Source organism: Bacillus sp. LL01, from assembly GCF_001037965.1.
This window is the reverse complement of the sequence record NZ_LFEL01000003.1, coordinates 269,651-292,682: the sequence shown is the minus strand read 5'-3', so window position 1 is coordinate 292,682 and position 23,032 is coordinate 269,651. Positions and strand designations below refer to the sequence as shown.

Genomic DNA, 23,032 nt, shown 5'->3' with positions numbered 1-23,032 from the left:
CGTCACTTTAATAATGCCGTACAAGAAATATCAACTTAAGAAGCGGATATATCACTATCGCCATGGATAACTGAACATATAGCACCATCTCCACCGAAATTCTCTCCATGATCAAAAGCAGGACCGAGCAGACAACACTTGTAGCCATTAAGAGGTAGGCAACATGTCCACTTTTCTGGTTGATTTCTGCCCGCTTCCTCTTGGTCGGACGATAATGCCTTCTCATCACAGCACGAATAATCTCTGATAGCCCTAGCAGAATGAAAACTACCGGGATGTATTTCAGTTTTCCTGAATTATGTGCTTCCACCAGCAGGAACACACCAAAAAGCATAATAAGTATCGGCAAGCCAAAGGCTATGATTGGTTGATCGAATAAGGAATGCTCTTCTTTTTCCAAAACCGTCCCTCCCACAAAAATTACTAGTATGTAAAGTTCTACAAATAAAGTCGAATTCCTATAATGATTTTCATCAGAACAAAAGAAGAATCGTTACATTATATGCAACGATTACTAGAAAAAATGATAGATTCTTTATTTTACTTCTAATTCTTTTAGAATTCTTGCAGGATTGCTTCCCACCATTACATTAGCCACTTTTTTTCCTCCTTCATACACTACATATCACCATTATAGCGAACGTGTTAACACCTGAAAAATCTCCTCCAAGAAATGTTCATAGTCAAACCCTAAAGCGATGTGGTGTTTACTATTTCCCTCCATATCCATGTCTCGAAAATCTGCATAAGATTTCCCGCGGGCCTTTCCTTCTACAATAACATTCACTTTCTTCGCCAAGTATTGCACTCTATTGGGATGGACAACGGAATAAACAGTCAACAGATCATGAAACGGGGCACCTTCAATTCCGGGCACCAATTTAGCATAAGCATCCGCATAATACCCGATTATCGGGACATAGATATCTCTGAATTTATTTCTGGCATAGTTCCCGAGCGACTCTGAAAAGTCCCGGGTGATAATCGCCTTCTGCGTGACATTCAATGGGGTGAGGAAAACTTTTTTCCCGTGAAATAACAATAGATTGACGGAAGTGGGGTCTCCATAGAAATTCGCTTCTGCTACAGGAGTAACATTCCCCGGTACCATGAAGGCGCCACCCATTATGTGCAGTTCCTTTACCATACCCATTACTTCTTTATTCAATAAGAAACAGGCCGCCAAAGTTGTCGACCTTCCAAGATCAACGATGACTAGTCTTCTATTTTTTTTAATCAAATCAAATACTTCACCAAGATTACGGAGGCGAAGATCGTAGGTACCCTTTGGAACCTTGATTGGGCCAATACCATCTTCGCCATGAATTTCGGGATAATAATTGGCTAATTCCCCTGTAACCGGCATTTCTGCACCGTTGAATAATGGTATATCCAAGCGTCCAGCCAAACTTAAGATATGGGATGCATTATTGGCGGCGGTTTTCTTATCCACATTTCCATAGCTGCAAACAAGTCCCAGTACTTCTATTTCCGGATGTAATAATGCATAAATCAAAGCCAGTGCATCGTCAATTCCCGGGTCACAAAATATCAGCAGCTTCATCACATATCCCCCTAAAACCCTTTTATTGTAAAATATTAGGTGTCATGTGAAAATATGTGATTCTAAAGAAGTATTTCTTTTCCACCTTTATAAAAACTCTTTAAACCTACATAAAATCAAAATAATAGCGGATGACATGGAAGAAAATCGGTGCTGAATACGCCAAGCTATCCACTCTTGTCAAATAGCTTTTCTTAAGTACTGATGCCTTTTCATCGTCACCTATTAACAGGTCCCGCTTCAGTACGGATACTGCCAGACTGCCTCCAAAACAGGCAACGCTGATGAGAAGACCTGATAATAATCCGAACAACTCATTTAAAGGAGTTAAATATGCGTACAAATTATAGGAAACTCCTGTTGTCACAAATGTGGAGATCAGGAAACCTTCCCATGTGATATTAGGATTGGAGGATGGGATGACCTTACGTTTTCCAATATAAAGCGAAACCAGATATTGTACGACATCATGTAATTGGGTCAAAACGACCAAAAATAAGACTAGGTTTGCACCGTACTCCGGTGTAGCTGTTTGGTAGAATGCTAGATGGCTTAGACCGAATACCATCAGCATCAAACCCCACTGGGTCGAACTCACCGAACGCAAAAACCCTACCGTCCCGTTCCCAAGGATCCTCGGAAGCGGCAGAAACAAGAATACATAAACCGGAATGAAGACAATGAACATACCGTACCATCCAATATATATCCAATAAAATTGGATGGGAATCGACAGATAAGCCCATAGGAATAATTGACGATCCACCTTACGGGTCCGTAATATCGAGAAATATTCTTTCAATGAAAAAAAACATAGAAACATGAGGGCAAATAAGGATACAAGAGGATTGAACAATGTTGCGACACTGAATACCGCAAGCATTCCCCACCACGTCTTCACCCTTTCAGATAAATCGGAAAAATCCTTAGAAGTTGTATTTCTTTTCACTATGTAGAAAATGATGTTAAACACACCTAAACCGAACGCAATGACTAGTAATGTTATGACTGCTTCTACCTCAAACATAATAATCCCCCTATCTACCTATTATTATGAAATTAATGGTTAATTTTGGTCAAGAGAAATTATATAATAATAGAAGAAACAATTTTTTTTACAAAGGTGTTGTTAATGATGGAAGATACATATGTTTACATATTGCTGACAGATACAGGTACTTTTTTTACTAAATCAATCAAAAAATATACGAAAGCACCATATAATCACGTATCCCTTTCGTTCGACAGCAATCTCAATGAGCTATACAGCTTTGGAAGAAAACGGCCGAGTAATCCCCTTAACGGCGGGTTTGTGAAAGAGGATGTTGAAAATGGTACCTACCGGAACTATCCCGGTACCACTTGTGTTTTATATAAATTAAAGGTAACAGAAAGAGAAGTCGTCAAAATGAGGAGAATTATCGGTATCTTTCAAAAGAAAGAAAAGAAGTGGTTTTATAATCTGCTTGGAGTTATTGGAGTTTCCATCAATGAGCCGGTCGAAATAGACTCAAGCTATTTCTGTTCTCAGTTCGTTTCCGATGTTCTTCACCGTTCCGGTATCAGGTTATGGGATAAACTTCCCTCCCTTGTAACGCCTGATGACTTCAGACAGAGCGACCGATTGGAGTGGATGTATGAAGGGAAGCTGTATGATTATGAACCTGTTAAGCTTCGGCTTCAATAAAGTAAAGGAGGAGCGTTTAAGCTCCTCCTGATAGACTTTCATTTAGCTGTTGATCTCCGTTCCAGGCGCTTCGCTTTCCGCGGGCGGTCCGGGAGCCTCCTCAGGCTACGCCTTGCGGGGTCTCCCCTGTCCCTTCCTTCCCGCAGGAGTCTGCGCGCCTTCCACTGCGATCAACTTAGTTTCTTCGATTTTCATTAAAAGTACCGCTTTTTATGCTACTCCTGCTATTAGTTTAATAGCTCCCTGTCTCTTCCATTTGTTCTAGGTCCTCCATGGAAATATCCTGGGCGTTGTCAATAACCTCCTGAGGTACAGTGATTTCCCCTACTTCATCAAAATTGGATAAAGTGGAGTCCATTACTTGGATGCTTGTTACTTTTTCCCCTTCAACATCCATCTCCATATCCATGTTCACCAGTACTCTAGTTTGATAGAATGTCTCTTTATCAACATGAATGACATAACTTAATTTATTCACCGTCATCATGGAAAGCATCTCTTCCATCATGCCACCCATATCATCACCCATCATTCCGCCAACCATAGAAACCATTTCATTGAATTGTTCACCAGATCCTTCAAAATTCAGAACATAATGATCTTCTTCTTCTGAAACTGTCATGTTTTCGGAATAAGCTTTCAACATTTCCAACTGTTCTGCAGGATTTGTCTGCATGTCAGACATGGAATGGATTTCTCCAGCAAATTCATCCGGCATTTTAAACCATTGTCCTGCCATTGGATCATAGACGAAAAATCCTGATTCAGAAAAATAGGATTCATTATCCATACTTCCCATCATACCGTCTGCATCTTCAATGGATGTAACTTGATACATTGCCAATGGATTTAAAGACATATCGGTTGAAGTTATTGTAACCATCTTAATGGTGTCTTCCCCCTCCATGGAAATCTCCTGATCAGAAACCATTTCCATCGAATAACTGGACAATGCAGCCATTGCTTCTGTAGATTTTGCCAACACTTCATCAGCAGTCAGCGTTTCAGTTGCTTCCGTTTCTTCCTTTGCATCCACTTCCTCTACATCGCTGGAATTTGTTTCCTCGCTGGTTGTGTCGTCTGCTGTTACATTTTCTTCTACATTTCCATTGACCTCATTGAAGGTATTTCCACATGCCGTCAATAGCATAACAGCCATAATCCCCACCAGCATCATTTTCAAAAACCTCACAAAATCCTCTCCCATTCATGATTGTTTATTTTATCTACATCTTTTTTACCCTTTTTCAGGATAAAAATAACAATATTAACAAAAAGTTCATATGTAATATTCACGCTACCAAACTCTTTGTTTTACAACTATATTACGGTCGTTATTAATAATAGGTTTCGAAATGAAGAATAAATAGTTAAATATACCCATTTTTTCTTATTGAAGCAACTTATGTCGATTGAAGCGCTTGTTTTAACCAAATACAGCTCACAGAAAAAACGCCACGCCCCCTGGTTATCGGGTGCATGGCGTTATATAAACAAGAGAGTCCTAGTACATTGCTCTAAGACAATAGTTTCAAAAACTCTTTTTCTCGTAAGATCTTAATCTTACTCTCCTTTTTCATAAGCTCCTGCGCTTTTCTTTCCTTGGAGCTCAGGCCATCCGGTCCTACAATAGACGGATCCTGCTGGCCTACTACAAGATAATCTGTCTTCCCGCTGACACCACTTTTAATGACAGCACCTTTATCCACTACCAGTTGCATCGCTTTCGCCCGGTCGACACTTGTCAGCTCGCCAGTGAAAACGAGGTTTTTCTCAAACAGCGGGTGTTTATCATCGAACTTGTCATTTGTTGGTGAAATTTCACTAATCGACACTGAATTAAAAGATTTCCGCACATTTGTCTTTCTTGCCCTCGGGTAAAAGCTGGTCTGTGGTTTCAACTCGGTAAAACTTTTCAAAGGGATGGAGGAAAAGGTACTACAATAAGTTTGGAGCGACTCCCGTTGCTTTAGCTCTACACATTTTAATACTACTTCCGCACACGCTCTGGCATCAGACAACGCATTATGATGCTGATCAAGTGTGACACCGAAATGCTCCACTCTAGCTTTAAGTGAGTTCCCCACCTTGAAACCGTTCAAGCCACGAGTACTTATTGGTATGCTACAAGCATAGTTGAATTCCGGAATCTCCAACGAGTAGTGGAGTAAGCAGCTTTTCAGTACGCTCATATCAAAATAGGCGTTATGCGCGACAACCAAAGTGTCCGTATTAAAATAACCACTGATTTCCTGCCAAATTTCATCAAATGTCCTCGCATTCTTTAAATCCTCTTCCGTCAATCCGTGTACTTTTGAAAAGGACTTCTCCACCTTCAGTCTAGGTGGTTTAATTAAATAATACTTATCATCCACAATCTTTTTATCATCTACAAAAACCATTCCCAACGAACAGGCACTACTCAGATCATTATTGGCTATCTCAAAGTCAAGTGCAATAAAGTCCACTACCGTTTCCTCCTTCTCGAGTTGATACTATGAATCTATCATACAAAAAGTCAGAACATGGGTCTAATAAAAACTCATTCCAAAGAAAAACCATCACCTTTTCATAATGGCGATGGTCCTCACACATTTCAATATACTTTTCTGGTTTGTTCATATTCATTGATCTGTTCCATGTACATTTCGGTCAACCCGATATCATCCAGACCTTTTAATAACATCTGCTTGCGGTATTCGTCTGTCTCAAATTGATACTTTAAGTTTCCTCCCACAGTAATCTCCTGAAACTCAAGATCCACTTTCACCTCAATTGACTCTTTGAAGGCTTTTTGAAAGAGAGCTTCCACCTCCTCTTCCTTTAAAACAACCGGAAGAATCCCATTTTTAAAACAGTTGTTGTAAAAGATATCTGCAAAAGAAGGTGCAATGACCACGCTAATCCCATAATCCTTCAGCGCCCATGGTGCATGTTCACGGGAGGATCCACACCCGAAATTCTTTCTTGCAAGGAGAACGGAAGCCCCATCGAATTTCGGGTCATTCATGACAAATGTATTATTTTCTTCTCCTTTTTCATCATAACGCCAATCATAAAAGAGGAACTGCCCGAATCCAGTACGCTCAATTCTTTTAAGGAATTGTTTCGGAATGATTTGGTCCGTATCCACGTTGGCCTTATCCAAAGGAATCACTTTCCCGATATGAGTGATGAGAGCTTCCATTATACGACCTCCTCCTTTTCATATCGCATTTCATTAACATTGATGAATCGACCTTTCACTGCAGCTGCAGCAGCCATGGCAGGACTGACTAGATGAGTCCTGGCTCCTCTTCCTTGTCTGCCTTCAAAGTTTCGGTTGGAAGTGGAGGCGCACCTTTTCCCTGCGGGGACAACATCTGGATTCATACTGAGACACATGCTACAACCGGCCTCTCTCCACTCAAATCCCGCCTCTAAAAACACCTCATGAAGGCCCTCTTCTTCTGCCTGTTTTTTGACCTGTTTGGATCCTGGAACAACTAGTGCTGTTACATTAGAAGAAACAAATTTTCCTTTTACCACTTCTGCAGCTTGTCGCAGATCTTCTATTCGTGAATTGGTACAGGATCCGATAAACACATAATCAATGGCAATATCTGATATTTTCATCCCTGGTTGCAACCCCATATAGTCTATTGCTTGAGCAACCGATTTTCTTTCTGTTTCATTTGCAATGGAAGCAGGATCTGGTACCTTACCGCTGATGTTCGTTCCCATCGATGGGTTGGTTCCCCATGTCACTTGCGGCTCAAGGTTTGTAATGTCAAATTGTATTTCTTTATCATATTTTGCACCCTCGTCTGATCGAAGTGCATACCATTCTACTTCCGCCTTATCACGTTCCTCGCCGACCGGTGCATATTTCCTTCCTTTTAAATAGGAGAATGTCGTCTCGTCCGGTGCCACAAGCCCCGCGCGTGCACCGGCTTCAATGGCCATATTGCATATGGTCATTCGTTCCTCCATCGACATCTCTTCAATGACCTTACCGGTAAATTCAAGAACATACCCTGTACCAAAGTCTGTTCCATATTTTGCAATTACTGCCAATATGATATCTTTTGCAGATACTCCTAGCGGCTTAAGTCCTGTAAATTCAATTTTCAATGTCTTTGGCTTCGACTGCCACAAACATTGAGTCGCAAGGACATGCTCCACTTCACTTGTTCCGATTCCAAATGCCAAGGCACCAAAAGCTCCATGTGTGGAAGTATGACTGTCACCGCAAACAATTGTTTTACCCGGTAATGTCAAGCCAAGCTCTGGTCCTATAACATGGACAATTCCTTGTTCCGAGCTATGAAGGTCTGCAAGTCTAATTCCAAACTCCCTGCAGTTGGCTTCAAGTGTGGTCATCTGCTTGGAAGCAATCTCATCTGTAACATGAAACGGGTTGATGGTCGGTACATTATGGTCCATGGTCGCAAACGTCAAATCCGGCTGTCTTACCTTTCTTGCTGAAAGGCGCAATCCCTCAAATGCTTGAGGAGAGGTGACTTCGTGCACCAAGTGGAGGTCGATGTACAACAGGCTTGGTTTTTTCTCCTCTTTTACTACTGTGTGGCGATCCCAGATTTTCTCGAATAGTGTTCTTGGCTGCATGTCACTCACCTTCCGCGTTGTTTTTTTCTTTAGGCACTGTTGAGCGCCGCTATTGATTTTCTCTAAAAGAACTTAATACTAAGATTTATTAATTCTTAATAGGAGACCGAAGATAGCTTCTTACCGCTTCCCCCATTTGTGAGGTACTTAAGACCGGCTCCCATTTGGTGCCAATATCCTGTGTACGATAGCCTTCTTCAAGGGCAAGGTCGACTGCTTTTTCAATAGAAGCAGCCTCTTCCTCCAAACCTAGGGAATGCCTTAGAAGCATGGCGGCTGATAGAATCGTTGCCAATGGGTTCGCAGCATCTTTGCCGGCAATGTCAGGAGCGGAACCATGGATCGGTTCATAAAGACCTGGTCCTTCCACTCCTAGGCTTGCGGAAGGCAACATGCCAAGTGAACCTGTCAGCATGGAAGCCTCATCACTTAGAATGTCGCCAAACATGTTTTCCGTCACAATTACATCGAATTGTCGGGGGTTTCTGACCAATTGCATGGCTGCATTATCTACAAGCATATGATCCAGGTGGACATCCGGGAATTCCTTGGAGATCCGGTTAGCGGTTTCCCTCCATAGTCGGCTGCTTTCCAATACATTCGCTTTATCAACTGAGGTCAGCTTTTTTTTACGTCCCTGTGCTACTTCAAATCCTTTTCTTATAATGCGCTCCATCTCTTTTTCCGAATATAGGAGGGTGTCCACCACCTCTAGACCGTCCGCTCCCTGTCTTCTTTCTCGTGGTGTACCAAAATAGATGCCACCGGTTAGTTCCCTGACGATTAAGACATCTGTGTCAAGAACAACCTCTCTTTTCAATGGAGAAGCATGGATAAGAGATTCAAATAGAGTGACAGGTCGCAAATTGGCATAAAGTTTCAAGGCTTTGCGGATCCCTAGCAGTCCTGCTTCCGGCCTTCTTTCAGGAGTTTCTTCATCCCATTTTGGCCCACCTACGGCCCCCAATAGTACCGCATGACTGTTTTTACATAATTTCACTGTCTCTTGTGGAAGAGGAGTTCCTGTCTCATCGACAGCAACTCCTCCAATCTTTCCATAGTTAAATGTAAATGTATGCTGAAAATTCTGGGCAACCTGCTCGAGGATAAGTATGGCTTCCCTTATCACTTCCGGTCCGATTCCATCTCCGGGAAGGACTGCGATAGTGTACTGACTCATCCTACCTCCACTCCTTTGGCTGAGTATCTAGCAAACTTTTCTTTGATGGATAGGCGATTGACTGCATCTAAATATGCTTTTGCAGAAGCTTCGAGGACATCATGCTCCACTCCTCTGCCGTTTGAAACTTCTCCATCACATTTAATTTTCACATAAACTTCGGCCAGTGCATCACTACCGTTTGTGGTGGATTGAATTCGATAGTCAAGCAACGATATTTCCTTTTGAAGGATCCTGGAGATGGTGTTATAAACGGATTCCACACTTCCTTTTCCAGTTGCAGATTCCTGCAGAAGTTCCCCATCCTCCGTTTTAATCGCAATGGTTGTAGTCGGAATGATGTTGGAACCATAGGAGATCTGCAAGGTTTCCATACGGTAATGAGGGAAAAGACCTTTAACGGACGAATCCATCATCAAGGCAAAGATATCGTCCTCCGTCACTTCCTTCTTTTTTGCAGTTAAGTCTTTGAATGCTTTAAAGAGTTTCTTTCCTTCTTCTTCATTTAAAAATAATCCTAGCTCCTCGCAGCGTTGTTTAAAGGCATGGCTGCCGGAATGCTTGCCCAAGACCATTTTGTTGGAATGAAGACCGACCATTTCTGGGTTGATCACTTCATAGGTGCTCTTGTTCTTCAAAACCCCATCCTGGTGGATTCCGGACTCATGGGCAAAAGCGTTGGCACCAACCACCGCTTTATTTTGCGGGACTATCATACCTGTCAGTTTGCTGACAAGGTTGCTAGTTCTGACCGTTTGCTTCAAGTCGATATTTGTCTCCACCTCGTACACGTCTTTTCTAATTTGCAACGCGACAATGATTTCCTCCAAAGATGCATTACCAGCACGTTCACCAATTCCATTGATGGTACCTTCAATCTGATCGACACCGCTCTGAATGGCTGATAATGAATTAGATACGGCCATGCCTAGGTCATCATGACAATGTGCAGAGAGCTTCACTTTATGGATGTTCGGTACATGTTCACGGATATATGTGATTAATTGAGCATATTCCAGTGGAGTCGTATATCCCACGGTGTCAGGAAGGTTGATGACATTTGCACCTGCGTCAATGACCTTTTCAATGATATGTGCCAAAAATGGCCATTCGCTTCTTGTTGCATCTTCAGCAGACCATTGGACATGGTCGAAATATCGTTTTGCATATTCGACCGCCTGAACGGCTGCCTCTACTACTTCCTTCGGCTTTTTCTTCAATTTATGCTCCATATGGATTGGAGAGGTGGCAAGGAAGACATGAACGCCATTTTTTTCTGCATCTTTTACTGCTTCATAGACGGCATCGATATCTGATTTTATCGACCTGGCAAGACCTACCACTCGGGATTTTTTTACCGTTCTGGCAATCTGTTGCACCGCCTGAAAGTCCCCATAGGAGGAAGCAGGAAACCCTGCCTCCATGATATCTACTCCGTATTTTTCCAACTGTATGGCTATTTCCAACTTCTCATGTGGATGAAGATTCACTCCAGCTGACTGCTCACCGTCTCTTAGTGTTGTGTCAAATATATCAACCTTTCGCACTGCCAACGACTCCTTTCTTCTTCGATTGGATGAATGGCATTTTTGCGCGGAGCTCCCTTCCTACCACTTCGAGTGGGTGATTTTTTTCCTGTTCATTGATGGAATGGAACATTGGGCGGTTTGCCTGATTTTCAAGCACCCAACCTTTGGCAAAATGGCCGGATTGGATTTCGGAAAGGATTTTTCTCATCTCATCCTTTGTTCCGTCATTGACCACTCGCGGCCCTGCGGTAAAATCACCCCATTGTGCCGTATCAGAGATGGAATAGCGCATTCCTTCTAATCCATTTTCATATAGTAGGTCTACGATTAGTTTCAGTTCATGTAAACACTCGAAGTAGGCGACTTCCGGTTGATAGCCTGCTTCCACCAAGGTTTCAAATCCAGCTTTTACAAGTGCCGTCGTTCCGCCGCAAAGTACAGCCTGCTCTCCGAATAGATCTGTTTCTGTCTCTTCTTTAAAGGTTGTTTCCATAACCGCAGCTCTGCCTGCTCCGACCGCTTTGCTGTAAGCCAATGCCACTTCTTTCGCTTCCCCTGTTGCATCTTGATGGACCGCGAACAATGCCGGTACACCGCCACCTTCTTCATATACACGTCTTACAAGGTGGCCAGGTCCTTTTGGGGCGACTAGGAATACATCCACATCTTTAGGAGGAACTACTTGATGAAAATGGACATTGAATCCATGGGCAAATGCTAATGCTTTTCCTGCAGTAAGATGTGGTTCGATTTCCTGTTTGTACACTTCGGGTTGCCTCTCATCCGGCAGGAGAATCATGACTACATCCGAGGCAGCTACTGCTTCACCGACAGGATAAACCTGGAAACCGTCCTCTTTTGCTTTATCCCATGATCCACCGGGTCGAACGCCTACTACGACTTCGACTCCACTTTCTCTTAGGTTTTGTGCATGTGCATGACCCTGTGATCCGTAGCCTACTACTGCTACCTTTTTTCCGTTTAGTGCCGCTTGTGAGATATCGTCGTTATAATACATGTTTGCTGCCATTTGAATTCCTCCTTGGAAAATATAAGTATTTGAACGAACTCCCGATGACTTTCGTTCCAGGCGTTCGCTTTCCGCGGGACGGTGCTTGAGCCTCCTCACTTCGTTGCGGGGTCTCAACCAACCGTTACTTCCCCGCTGGAGTCTCACGCCTTGCACTACAGCCAACGGGTGAAACTACAATAAATTTAAGAATATTCCGTTAATTTGTAAGAGCAATTTGCTCGGATATGTCGGTGATTTGGATGACATCGATCTGTTTGTCTAGTTGGAGCTTTATTTTCTCCACTTCTTGTTCCTCGACCACGTTAACAACGATGGTCATTAAGGAAATGGGGGATTCGTTGACCGGTGCTACTGCCAGGCTTTCGATGTTCAATCCTTTTCGCAAAAACAGATTGGTCAACCGGTTCAATACTCCAAGCTGGTTGTTTACTAGGAGCGACAATGTTCGCTTCATGGCTTCACACCTTCCATTTGTTGAATTCCTTTTCCAGGAGCAATCATCGGATACACATTTTCTGTAGGAGTCACTCTGCAATCCAATAGATATGGCTCATCTGTAGCAAGTGCCTCGGCGAATACCGCGCGGAACTCTTTTTCATTTTGGACCACTGCCGCCTTGATCCCGAATGCATCGGACAGTTTTACGAAATCCGGTTGGTTCGGAAGCAGTGATTCGGAGTATCTTTCCTTATAGAAGAGCTGTTGCCATTGGCGAACCATGCCCATTGACTGATTGTTTACAAGCACCACTTTTACCGGTAGAGAGTACTCCTTTAATACGGCAAGTTCCTGTAATGTCATCTGGAAACCAGCATCTCCGAGTACGGCGACGACAGTGGATGGTCTTTCTGCCACCTGTGCGCCTATTGCGGCAGGTAGGCCAAAGCCCATCGTTCCAAGGCCTCCAGAAGTTACCCAGCGGTCAGGCTTTCGAAATCCATGGAATTGCGCGGCCCACATCTGATGCTGACCAACATCTGTCGTTACAATCGCTTCCCCCTTCGTCAATTCATGAACTAGCTCGACAAGCTTCTGGGGCTTAAATGATTCTCCATCTTCCACATACCATAATGGGTAATCTTCTTTTGACTGTAGCAGCTTTTCCAGCCAGTTACTTGTATCTCCTGTTTCCGGTAGCTCATTTAGAAGAAGCTTGAGGGATTTTGCTGCGTCTCCGATTACCGGATAATCGGTCGGTACATTCTTTCCGATTTCTGATGGATCAATATCGATGTGAACTACCTTGGCAAACTTTGCGAATTCCTGTAAGTTGCCTGTCAGTCTGTCATCAAATCTAGCTCCGACATTAATGATCAGGTCTGCTTCATACAGTGCCATATTGGCGGAATATGTCCCATGCATCCCAGCCATTCCAAGGAAAAGTGGATGGTCTGCTGGGAAACTGCCTAGACCAAGTAATGTATTTGCTACTGGAATGGTTGTTTTTGCTACCAGTTCTTTCAATTCTTGTGTTGCTTTGCTGTGGAGAACGCCTGCACCAGCTAAAATGACGGGCTTTTCGGATCTTTTCAATGCCTGAGCCACTTCTTTTATAGCTTGTGGGTCCGGCTCGGCTTGCAACTTATATCCTGGCAGATGGACTTCTTTAGAATAGTCATATATTCCAGATGTTGCAGTGATGTCTTTCGGTATATCAATCAATACTGGTCCTGGTCTCCCGGTTGATGCTATATGAAATGCCTCTTTAAAAATTCTTGGCAGTTCTTTTACATCCTGGACTTGGAAGTTATGTTTGGTAATTGGCATGGAAATCCCCAGAATCGGCGCTTCTTGAAAGGCATCCGATCCCAACACCTGTGAATTGACCTGCCCGGTAATGACAACAAGCGGTAGAGAGTCAATCATGGCATCTGCAAGGCCTGTCACGATGTTGGTGGCACCTGGCCCGGAAGTGGCAATTACGACTCCCGGTTTTCCAGTAATCCTTGCATACCCTTCGGCAGCATGGATGGCGCCCTGTTCATGCCTTGTCAAAAGGTGTGGGATACCACCGTCATAGAGTGCGTCATAAATGTTTAGGACTGCACCACCTGGATAACCAAATATCACTTCGACCTTTTCCTCTTTTAAGGCTTCGACAATCATCCGTGAACCTGTCAGGAGTTTCTGGGCCACTTTCGTTCCGCTATTTTCAACTGTACTCATTCGTTCTCCACCTCCTTAAGGTTGGTATTAAACTTTAAGAATTCCTCCTGTATTGGCTGAAGTTACGAGAGCTGCATATCTTGCAAGGTACCCGCTTTTGACTTTCGGTTCAGGTGGTTGCCAGTCCTGCTTTCTTGCTTCCAGTTCCTCACTTTCCACTAGAAGATGGATAGAGCGTTTTTGCAGATCGATCTGGATGATATCCCCGTTTGCCACAAATGCGATTGGTCCACCTTCCGCCGCTTCCGGAGAGATATGCCCAATGGAGATTCCCCTTGATGCCCCAGAAAACCGTCCATCTGTAATTAGGGCAACCTTGGTGGATAAACCCCTTCCTGCAATAGAGGAAGTAGGGGCCAGCATCTCCGGCATTCCAGGACCACCTTTTGGTCCTTCGTATCTGATTACCACAACATGCCCTTCGCGAACTTGACCACTATTAATTCCCTCTTGTGCCTCTTCTTGTGATTCGAAAATAATCGCTTCTCCAGTAAAGGTCTTAATGGATGGATCTACCGCTCCAACCTTAATGACTCCTCCGTTTGGCGCGAGATTGCCGAACAGGATGCTTAGTCCACCGACAGGACTGTATGGATTATCTTTCTTCCTGATAACTTGATCGTTGACAATTTGCGCGTGATCTACCACTTCCTTGATGGTTTTACCGGAAATGGTGATTCTTTCTGGGTGGATGGCCCCTTCCATTTGACATAGTTCCTTGATAATGGCACTTACCCCTCCCGCTTCATGAACATCTTCCATGGAATAGTCGGATGCTGGACTAACTTTGCAAAGATAAGGTACTCTTTCCGCAATCTTATTGATGTCTTCGAGTTTATATTCAATTCCTGCTTCGTGTGCAATGGCAAGTGTATGCAGAACGGTATTGGTCGAACCGCCCATTGCCATATCGAGTGCAAAAGCATCGTCGATTGCTTCTTTTGTAATAATATCCCTTGGTCTTACATCTTCTTCGATCTGTCTCATGAGATGCTTTGCTGCTTCTTTGATCAGCTGGTGTCTTTCATTTGAGGTTGCCACCATGGTACCGTTACCAGGCAGGGCCACTCCGAGCATTTCCATTAATGTATTCATCGAGTTTGCCGTGAACATTCCGGAGCAGGATCCACAAGTTGGACAGGCACTAGATTCAATCTCTAGTAACTCTTCTCTGGACATTTTCCCAGAAAGGACACTTCCAACTCCTTCAAAAACGGATACAAGGGACAATGGCTTTCCATCCTTAGTTCTTCCCGCCTCCATTGGTCCACCGGACACGAATACTGCCGGGACATTGGTTCGAGCAGCTGCCATCAGCATTCCTGGGGTGATCTTGTCACAGTTTGGGATGTAAAACACGCCGTCAAACCAATGAGCGTTGATTACTGTTTCCGCCGAGTCGGCGATAAGTTCCCTGCTTGGAAGGGAATAGCGCATTCCGATATGTCCCATGGCTATTCCGTCATCCACCCCAATCGTATTAAATTCAAAAGGTACTCCGCCAGCTTCCCTGATCGCTTCCTTCACTACTTCGGCAAATTTATTCAAATGCATGTGCCCGGGGATGATATCCACGTAAGAGTTACAGACACCGATGAACGGCTTATCCATATCCTCCGCCTTTACTCCCGCTGCATGCAACAAACTTCTATGTGGTGCTCTGTCAATCCCTCTCTTGATCGTATTACTTCTCATCGGCTGCTTCACTCCTTAAAGGGGTCAGACCCCTTTTAATGCTTTAATGTAGTGAGGGTCAGACCCTCTTTATCACTTTAATGATTCAACGCTTCACCCAACAACACTCCACCATTGATCTCCCAGCCAACTTGCGTTTCTTCCGGGTAGATTTTATGGCCGTCTTCTACAACTAATTGGCGGAAACGGTTTAGGAGTTTGTGTGTTTCTTTACCTGGCTTTCCATCTGCAATCTTCCTGCCGTCCAGGCTGATAACCGGGATGACTTCTGCTGCTGTTCCTGTCAAGAAAACTTCGTCAGCAACATACACATCGTGCCTTGTAAACGGCTCTTCGCGAACATCGTATCCCATTTCATTAGCAAGATCGATGATGGCATTTCTCGTGATACCCTCCAACGCTCCAACGTAGCTTGGCGGTGTCAATAACTTATTGCCTTTCAAAATGAAGATGTTCTGCCCTGATCCTTCTGCTACATAGCCTTCTGTGTTAAGCGTGAGTGCTTCATTGGCGCCGGCCATATTTGCTTCTGCCTTCACCATGATGTTGTTCAAGTAATTCAGGGATTTTACTTTCGGACTTAGGATATCTGGTCGATTTCTTCTCGTAGGAACGGTTACCATCGTAATTCCTACGTCGTACAGTTCTTTTGGGAACAATGCCAGTTGCTCTGCAATGACAATTAGGTTTGGAGTTTTACATTTTGTAGGATCTAAACCGAGATCTCCGATTCCTCTTGATAGGACTAGTCGAATGTAGGCCGTATCATACAACTTGTTCTTTCTGAGAGTTTCGGCAATGATATTCTCTAGTTCAGACATGGTATAGGGGACGTCTAATAATACAGATCTTGCAGAATCATATAGTCTTTCAAGATGTTCGCGAAGACGGAATACATTTCCGTTATACATTCGGATTCCTTCAAAAACGCCATCGCCGTAAAGGAACCCATGATCATATACAGATACAACTGCCTTCTCTTTTTCTACTAGTTGACCATTCATATAGATGTATCTACACATAACTAATCTCCTCTTTCCATTTAATGTTGTTTGAATATTCTGACATAAGTCGGTGAAAAAGTTGCCCCTTGGTCAGGTTTAATAAACGTTGAACGTTCATCAGAACCTGTCCGTAGAGGCTTTTTTCCTCGCGGTGTACACCATCTGTCAAGATTGTGTTGGTATCGCTCGGACCAGACATGCTTCAAAAAATATTGTGATAGTAGGATCTTATCCTTCATTTCACTACCACTTTATTTTCCTAAAATCACCGGAACCCTAGACACCCTTCTGATAAGAGAAATGTTATTTCATTTATCAATGTTTCTTTGAGTTGTTGTTATTTTAATACCGTCTATACAGGCAGTCAACACCTAATTTCAGATAATTCTAATTTTACTGATAATAGTAAAACGCTTTCATATTTGTTCTATTAACAAAGAAAACGCTTACAAAAGATTGTTAATTTTTTTTACATACTCTCCTTTTTTTCACGTAAATGCAAAAACAAGAACGAGTTTCCCCGTTCTTGTTCCACACAAGCTAAAATTATATTAATAAATTAAACAGCTGCTTATCTTTATTGATTTCTATATAAGTGAATCCTTTCTTTTCCATACGTTCTATAATCGCGAAATAATCGTCAGGTTGACGCAATTCAACACCAACCAACACCGGTCCTTTGTCACGGTTATTCTTTTTAGTATATTCAAATCTGGTAATATCGTCCGTTTCCCCAAGAACATCCTCCATAAATTCCCGTAAAGCTCCTGCGCGCTGCGGGAAATTGACGATGAAGTAGTGCTTCAACCCCTCATAGATAAGAGACCGTTCCTTCATTTCCTGCATGCGATCTAAATCATTGTTGCCTCCACTTACAATACAAACAACCGTTTTCCCCTCAATTTCCTCTTTATAAAAGTCCAGTGCAGCAATCGACAATGCTCCAGCTGGCTCGGCAATTATTGCGTTTTCGTTGTACAATTTCAGAATAGTGGTACATACCTTTCCTTCTGGAACCAATACCACGTCATCGGCAAGTTCTTTTGTCATCTCAAACGGCAACTGTCCCACTTGCTTAACAGCCGCTCCATCTACAAAGTTATCAATTTCATTTAAACGCACCACTTCATTTTGAGCCAATGATTGCTTCATCCCTGGAGCACCAAACGGTTCTACGCCAATCAATTTCGTATCGGGGCTTTTCTTTTTCAAATAGGATCCTACTCCGGAAATCAGTCCTCCTCCTCCAATACTCATAAACACATAGGAACATTCCTCCTGTAATTGCTCTGAAATTTCCAAGCCTATGGTTGCCTGCCCAGTGATCGTCAATTGATCGTCAAAGGGATGTATAAACTTCATCCCCTCCTCTTCACAGACTTTTATCGCTTGATGATAGGAATCATCGTACGTATCACCAGTAAGAACCACTTCTGTAAACTCTCCACCAAAAAACTCCACTCTTGACACTTTTTGCCGTGGGGTAGTGGTCGGCATATAAATCTTTCCTTTTATTCCAAGCTTCTTACAGGCATAAGCGACCCCTTGTGCATGGTTACCAGCACTAGCACACACTACACCTTTTGCCCGTTGTTCGGCCGTCAAACTATGTACCGAATAGTATGCACCCCTTATTTTAAATGACCTAACCATCTGTTGATCTTCCCGTTTGAGATACACTTTACAGTTATATCGTTCTGATAAAATCGTATCCAACTGAAGCGTGGTTCTGACAACCACATCTTTCAACACCTCATAGGCGCGCTCCACTTCTTCTGTTGACACTCCTGTATGCATTGCTTTTGCCAATCTTACCGCTCCTTCCTTTAATTAAGGCTGTTTTCGTAAATTTTGTTGCTTTTTCGCATTAATCAACCAACCGTTATATACCTTGTTGTCGTGCTCTTTTCTTGGCTTTCGAAATAATCTTCATGCGAATTTTAGAGTAGATAAGCTGTAAAAAGTCCAATTTCCGACTTTTTACAAGAGAATAGCAACAACCTTTGAGTAAAGAGCTTTAGTAAAAAATGAATATTGTGAATTATTGTACAACATGTTGTTTGGGAATGTCACGATGAATTTTTTATCCAAAATATAAAAAAGCATCCGACAAACTCACTTAGTTGTCGAATGCTGTGCCAAAACTTTATTGAAATTGTCCTGACGTTCTGATTTCTTCATTCTCGGACAGGTATAGCATAAATGTCCTCCCTCAGTCTGATAGGCAAGACAGCAAGAAGGCTTTAATGGCATTGGATCATCCAAATCCCATGGATTATCGATAAATATTAATTTTTTTGCATAGGGATGTTTCGCTGTCATAACTCCCAAGCAGGAAGAGGGAGTTTCTTCTTGGAATATTTCTAGATTCTTTTTATATTGAAGGACAGAGCGTCCAGGAAGATTCGAATATTTCATTCGATCCGAAATCCAATAAAGACTATGTGCAGCTTGGTACCACATTTGCAGAATGCTGTTGTTATTGGACATACATTGCATTTGCTTATAAACAGGCGTCATGATCTCTTCATAAAATTCTACTACCCACTCTCTATCTCCTTGTCTATCCAATTTTTCAGAGAGTAGTACAAATGAGATCATCATGGTGCCACGCTGACTCTCATATATTTGCAATTTGATATTTTCAGGGAGTACCCTCCATCCATCTGAGGAAAGAAAATGTATAGCACCACATAAATATCCAAACCAACCTGCAAGATACATAATGGTAACGTCCTTTGTTGTTGCCTTGATTCCAACTCCATAGATATCTAATAGTTCTTGTAGAATCTTTGGATTGACCAACTCACTTATCCGACACTCCCAGACAACATTCTTCATTTCTTGATTTGATATGTAAAAGAATTTTTCCATCTGTGTCCAAGTCCACGTTTGTTCTTTATATTCCAATTTCCCTCCTCCTTTTCTATGAAAAGAAGGCTGACAGCAAATGTCAACCTTCTTTATTCTCTATTTACATTTCTTCCATATACTTCACGATATCTTCCAATAGAAGATTTGCCGCTTTAACTCCCCCAGATAGATTCCAAATGATTTCATCTACTTTAAAGGCAGAATCAGTTTGAGCAACATTTAGCTTTTCATATAGAGGATGCTTCATCCAAGTTTCTTGCATTTTTGTGCCGCCTTTTTCTTCATCATAATCTGCATTGAAGTAGAACATAACGTCTCCATCCATGCTGCTCATTTGTTCTTCTGTAATGACTTCCATGAAGTTATCCTTGTCTTGTGCCTCTGGACGTGCAAATCCTAAATCAGAAAGAATCGTTCCAGCAAAAGTATCTTTTTGATAAATTCGAACCGTGGTTGGTAAGAAACGGACAACAGAAACTTCCATATCCAATTTATCTGCTAACTTACCTTTTACTTCTTCCACATGCTCATTATAATTTGCCATTGCTTCTTTACCTTCTGTCTCTTTGTTCAAGGCTTTCGCGTATAGTTCAAAGTTTTGCTTCCAGTCACCTGCTAAATCTTCAGAGAATACAGTTGGTGCAATGGCTTCTAATTGTTCGTAGATTTCTTCATGACGAATTTTGTTTCCAATGATCAAGTCTGGTTGAAGACTTGCAATTGTTTCTAGGTTCGGTGCTGTTTCTTCCCCCAGTTCCGTTACCCCTTCCATATCTTCTTTGATATGTGCGTACCATTCTGTGCCTACTCCAGGACTAGCAGCACCAACTGGTTTTACCCCTAGTTCCAATACAGCTTCTGTTCCTTCGTTTGTCAGTACCACGACTTTTTGTGGTGTGTTTTCAATCGTAGTTTCACCCATTGCATGCTGAACCGTGTATTCCGTAGACTCTTCCGCTTTTGCTGCATCATCGCCTTTAGTACTGTTCTCACCTGTGTTGCTTCCTGTATTGTTTGCTCCACATCCAGCTAAAAGTAGTGCCATAATACTGAAGGCAAGCAGTAATTGAATAAACCCTTTTTTCTTCTTCATTTCTATCTCCCTTTCGTCTGACTGTAAAATCAGTCTATGTAATTGATAATGATTTTCATTATTATTATAGGACCAATAGATCAGGAACGCTATGCACTTTTCGAACAATTTGCATGGACTTTTTATCAGGTTTTAATTTTTCAGGCATCGTTTCGGACAAAGGGTCTAATGGTTTGTTACAATATCCCTTATTGAATAAATGGACTTCAAAGCTTGTATGAAAAGAGGGATTGCAGTTGTTGAACAGTGGCTTAGTGCTTGAAGGCGGAGGTATGCGCGGGGTATATACTGCCGGAATTTTAGAATATTTTATGGAAAAGGACTTATACTTTCCATATGTAATTGGTGTATCTGCCGGAGCATGTATGGCGGCTTCCTATTTATCCAGACAACCAGGGAGAAACAAAAAGGTCAATATTGACTTTGTTGGAGACCCACGGTATCTTTCCTACCGGAATTATTGGAAGAAACGTCAGATGTTCGATATGGACTTTCTATTTGATGAGATTCCCAATAAACTTGTTCCATATGACTATGAAACGTTCCTGAATAGAACCGAGCAATTTGTTGTCGTGACAACGGATTGTCTGACCGGCGAACCAATATACTATAATATGGATCAGCACGGAGAAGACATGCTTCAAGTGATACGCGCTTCAAGTTCCCTTCCTTTTGTCGCACCGAGTGTCGCTTATCAAGACAAAATGCTTTTGGACGGGGGAATTATTGATCCTATTCCTTTAAAAAAAGCACAAAAGGACGGCTTTAAAAAAAATGTTGTCATCTTGACGAAACCTGTTGGGTATAAAAAGAAAGCTAGTCGGTTTTCATCACTTTTCAAATACAAGCAATTTCCGATCATTTCAGAGCGTCTTCAGACACGTTACAAACTCTATAATGACACATTGGACTATGTGGAAACTGAGAAAGAAAAAGGTTCCACATTTGTTTTTCAGCCAAGCAAGCCGTTACCTGTAGGCAGAATGGAACGGAAAAAGGAACGTCTTCAATCCCTTTATGAACTAGGGTATGAAGATGCGAAAAACAACTACAAGACACTACAAGAATTCTTAAAATAAAATACTAATTTAGAAACTGGTGAGACAAATGGTATCACACGCTGCCGATTATAAAGAACTAGAACAACCCGTAATAGAAGAAAATAAAATCATTCTTATCTGGAGCGCCACTGTTTGGCTTGTTGTCATGAATACGACCATGTTCAATGTTGCCTTACCTAGTGTATTGAGCGAGCTGAGCCTATCCTCCTCCACCGCTTCCTGGATTGTATCTGGCTATTCCATCGTGTTTGCCATTTCAACCTTGACCTATAGCAGGTTGTCAGATTTTTTACCAATTAGAAAGCTGCTAAGTATAGGGCTTGGCTTGCTGGCCTTATCGTCAATCATTGGATTTTTTTCAAACGATTTCATTTGGCTATTGGCCGCGCGACTATTGCAGGCTGCCGGAGCAGGCGCTGTCCCGGGGCTTGCCATGGTATTGGCAGGGCGCTATATTCCAATCTCACGAAGAGGAAAAGCAATGGCCTTCATCTCCTCGGCCGCTTCTCTGGGTTTTGGTCTAGGTCCTGTGTTTGGGGGACTGATTACCCAATACTTGGGCTGGCATTACCTTTTCGTGGTGACAGGATTCGTGTTATTGCTCCTTCCACTCTTTCGTAAGCTATTACCTACTGAAGAAACAAAGAAAATCAAATTTGATTACCTGGGCGGAATGTTAATCGGCATTGGAGTGACAGGACTTTTACTATACCTATCCACGTTTTCCGTACCAATCTTGGTAGTTAGCATTACTGCACTCTTGTGGTTGTGGCGCCATATTCACAAGGTTTCCACGCCGTTCATCCAACCGGCATTATTAAAAAACAAGCAGTTTGTGAAATTATTAGGAATCGGCTTTGGGGCATTTGTCACCCACTTTTCGGCTTTATTTCTAATGCCGATTATGCTAGCAGTCATTTTTAACAAGGAACCTGCAACAATTGGATTACTTATCTTCCCAGGAGCCATTCTTTCTGCCATTGCCGCACAGTTCATTGGAAGATTTATCGACCGCTTTGGTAATATGCCATTGATCTTATTCGGTCAGGTATTTCTAATCATTTCCACTCTATCATTCGGACTACTCGGGAATCTTTCCCCCTATGTCATTTTATTTACTTACATGTTTATGAGCACAGGGTTTTCAGCACTTACCTCAAGTATCTCAAACGAGATATCGAGAATCATGGATAAATCGGAACTTGGAGCAGGCATGGGAATCGCCCAGCTTGTACAATTTTTCGGTGGTGCATTTGGGGTGGCGTTAACTGGATTGTTGATAGTATGGCAAGGGCACTTACCCGTCGAAGAGATTTATCGCAATATCTTCTTGGGGGTTTCGGGGCTTTTACTGCTAACATCGATTGTGTTTTTACAGTATAATACAAAAAAACGAGTACAGTTTTGATATAGCTATAGAAGAACTACAAAACACCGACAGTCCTTCCATGACTGTCTTTTTTGTTGCCTCAAACCAATTTTCTCAGTAAAATATATTATGATAAGAAATAACTACCAAAAATGGAAGAAGGACTTGC

The 23,032-nt window shown here is 42.4% G+C and carries 21 protein-coding genes; 3 read left to right on the top strand and 18 right to left on the bottom strand.

The annotated features are described in order from the left end of the window. Nucleotides 1–7: 7 nt before the first annotated feature. The 3 genes from AB685_RS10950 to AB685_RS10940 form a co-directional block, all read right to left on the bottom strand. On the bottom strand, nt 8–400 hold the full coding sequence (locus AB685_RS10950) for a hypothetical protein (RefSeq protein ID WP_047970640.1): 393 nt from the start codon (nt 398–400) through the stop codon (nt 8–10). 231 nt (nt 401–631) lie between these two features. After that, on the bottom strand, nt 632–1,564 hold the full coding sequence (locus tag AB685_RS10945; protein WP_053073793.1) for a nucleoside hydrolase: 933 nt from the start codon (nt 1,562–1,564) through the stop codon (nt 632–634). Between the two features lie 106 nt (nt 1,565–1,670). Beyond that, complete coding sequence (locus tag AB685_RS10940) at nt 1,671–2,591, bottom strand: phosphatidate cytidylyltransferase (RefSeq protein ID WP_047970638.1); 921 nt, start codon at nt 2,589–2,591, stop codon at nt 1,671–1,673. Between the two features lie 105 nt (nt 2,592–2,696). Here AB685_RS10940 and AB685_RS10935 point away from each other — a divergent pair, with 105 nt between their 5' ends. After that, entirely contained in the window at nt 2,697–3,251 is a 555-nt protein-coding gene (locus AB685_RS10935; protein ID WP_047970637.1) for a hypothetical protein, read from the top strand. A gap of 232 nt (nt 3,252–3,483) precedes the next feature. On the opposite strand, the gene AB685_RS10930 is transcribed toward AB685_RS10935, so the two are convergent. The 15 genes from AB685_RS10930 to AB685_RS10860 all read right to left on the bottom strand — a co-directional run bounded on the left by AB685_RS10930 (nt 3,484) and on the right by AB685_RS10860 (nt 20,433). Further along, nucleotides 3,484–4,443: a DUF6612 family protein gene (locus AB685_RS10930; RefSeq protein ID WP_047970636.1), complete on the bottom strand. Its 960-nt coding sequence runs from the start codon at nt 4,441–4,443 to the stop codon at nt 3,484–3,486. A 325-nt stretch (nt 4,444–4,768) separates the two neighbouring features. Next, the gene (locus AB685_RS10925; RefSeq protein ID WP_047970635.1) at nt 4,769–5,719 is read right to left on the bottom strand and encodes an exonuclease domain-containing protein; all 951 of its coding nucleotides are present in this window, start codon (nt 5,717–5,719) and stop codon (nt 4,769–4,771) included. A gap of 128 nt (nt 5,720–5,847) precedes the next feature. Beyond that, the gene (leuD, locus tag AB685_RS10920; RefSeq protein WP_047970634.1) at nt 5,848–6,438 is read right to left on the bottom strand and encodes a 3-isopropylmalate dehydratase small subunit; all 591 of its coding nucleotides are present in this window, start codon (nt 6,436–6,438) and stop codon (nt 5,848–5,850) included. Beyond that, nucleotides 6,438–7,859 carry a 3-isopropylmalate dehydratase large subunit gene (gene leuC, locus AB685_RS10915; protein ID WP_047970633.1) on the bottom strand — a complete coding sequence of 474 codons (1,422 nt, stop codon included), beginning with the start codon at nt 7,857–7,859 and terminating at the stop codon, nt 6,438–6,440. The genes leuD and leuC overlap by 1 nt, the downstream gene beginning before the upstream one ends. A gap of 88 nt (nt 7,860–7,947) precedes the next feature. Then, entirely contained in the window at nt 7,948–9,039 is a 1,092-nt protein-coding gene (leuB, locus tag AB685_RS10910) for a 3-isopropylmalate dehydrogenase (protein WP_047970632.1), read from the bottom strand. Further along, a complete protein-coding gene (locus AB685_RS10905) occupies nt 9,036–10,586 on the bottom strand; it encodes a 2-isopropylmalate synthase (RefSeq protein WP_047970631.1) in 1,551 nt (516 codons plus the stop codon). The genes leuB and AB685_RS10905 overlap by 4 nt, the downstream gene beginning before the upstream one ends. Continuing rightward, a complete protein-coding gene (gene ilvC, locus AB685_RS10900; RefSeq protein ID WP_047970630.1) occupies nt 10,573–11,598 on the bottom strand; it encodes a ketol-acid reductoisomerase in 1,026 nt (341 codons plus the stop codon). The genes AB685_RS10905 and ilvC overlap by 14 nt, the downstream gene beginning before the upstream one ends. Nucleotides 11,599–11,797: 199 nt before the next feature. Continuing rightward, nucleotides 11,798–12,055 carry an acetolactate synthase small subunit gene (gene ilvN / locus AB685_RS10895; protein ID WP_053073792.1) on the bottom strand — a complete coding sequence of 86 codons (258 nt, stop codon included), beginning with the start codon at nt 12,053–12,055 and terminating at the stop codon, nt 11,798–11,800. Then, nucleotides 12,052–13,767: a biosynthetic-type acetolactate synthase large subunit gene (gene ilvB / locus AB685_RS10890; RefSeq protein ID WP_047970629.1), complete on the bottom strand. Its 1,716-nt coding sequence runs from the start codon at nt 13,765–13,767 to the stop codon at nt 12,052–12,054. The genes ilvN and ilvB overlap by 4 nt, the downstream gene beginning before the upstream one ends. 27 nt (nt 13,768–13,794) lie before the next feature. After that, complete coding sequence (ilvD, locus tag AB685_RS10885; protein WP_047970628.1) at nt 13,795–15,462, bottom strand: dihydroxy-acid dehydratase; 1,668 nt, start codon at nt 15,460–15,462, stop codon at nt 13,795–13,797. A gap of 77 nt (nt 15,463–15,539) precedes the next feature. After that, nucleotides 15,540–16,484 (bottom strand): branched-chain-amino-acid transaminase, encoded by a 945-nt coding sequence (gene ilvE, locus AB685_RS10880; protein WP_047970627.1) that lies wholly within the window; start codon nt 16,482–16,484, stop codon nt 15,540–15,542. After that, nucleotides 16,477–16,635 (bottom strand): hypothetical protein, encoded by a 159-nt coding sequence (locus AB685_RS31680; protein ID WP_198530490.1) that lies wholly within the window; start codon nt 16,633–16,635, stop codon nt 16,477–16,479. Before AB685_RS31680 ends, ilvE begins: the two co-directional genes overlap by 8 nt. 377 nt (nt 16,636–17,012) lie before the next feature. Beyond that, nucleotides 17,013–18,263 (bottom strand): threonine ammonia-lyase IlvA, encoded by a 1,251-nt coding sequence (gene ilvA, locus AB685_RS10870; RefSeq protein WP_047970950.1) that lies wholly within the window; start codon nt 18,261–18,263, stop codon nt 17,013–17,015. 318 nt (nt 18,264–18,581) lie between these two features. Then, complete coding sequence (locus AB685_RS10865; protein ID WP_047970625.1) at nt 18,582–19,376, bottom strand: (2Fe-2S)-binding protein; 795 nt, start codon at nt 19,374–19,376, stop codon at nt 18,582–18,584. A 64-nt stretch (nt 19,377–19,440) separates the two neighbouring features. Beyond that, nucleotides 19,441–20,433 carry an iron-siderophore ABC transporter substrate-binding protein gene (locus AB685_RS10860; RefSeq protein WP_047970624.1) on the bottom strand — a complete coding sequence of 331 codons (993 nt, stop codon included), beginning with the start codon at nt 20,431–20,433 and terminating at the stop codon, nt 19,441–19,443. A 236-nt stretch (nt 20,434–20,669) separates the two neighbouring features. Between AB685_RS10860 and AB685_RS10855 the strand changes: the two genes are divergently transcribed. Next, nucleotides 20,670–21,512 carry a patatin family protein gene (locus tag AB685_RS10855; protein ID WP_047970623.1) on the top strand — a complete coding sequence of 281 codons (843 nt, stop codon included), beginning with the start codon at nt 20,670–20,672 and terminating at the stop codon, nt 21,510–21,512. A gap of 28 nt (nt 21,513–21,540) precedes the next feature. Continuing rightward, nucleotides 21,541–22,902, top strand: a complete 1,362-nt coding sequence (locus AB685_RS10850) for an MFS transporter (RefSeq protein WP_047970622.1) — start codon at nt 21,541–21,543, stop codon at nt 22,900–22,902. The last annotated feature ends 130 nt before the right edge of the window (nt 22,903–23,032 follow it).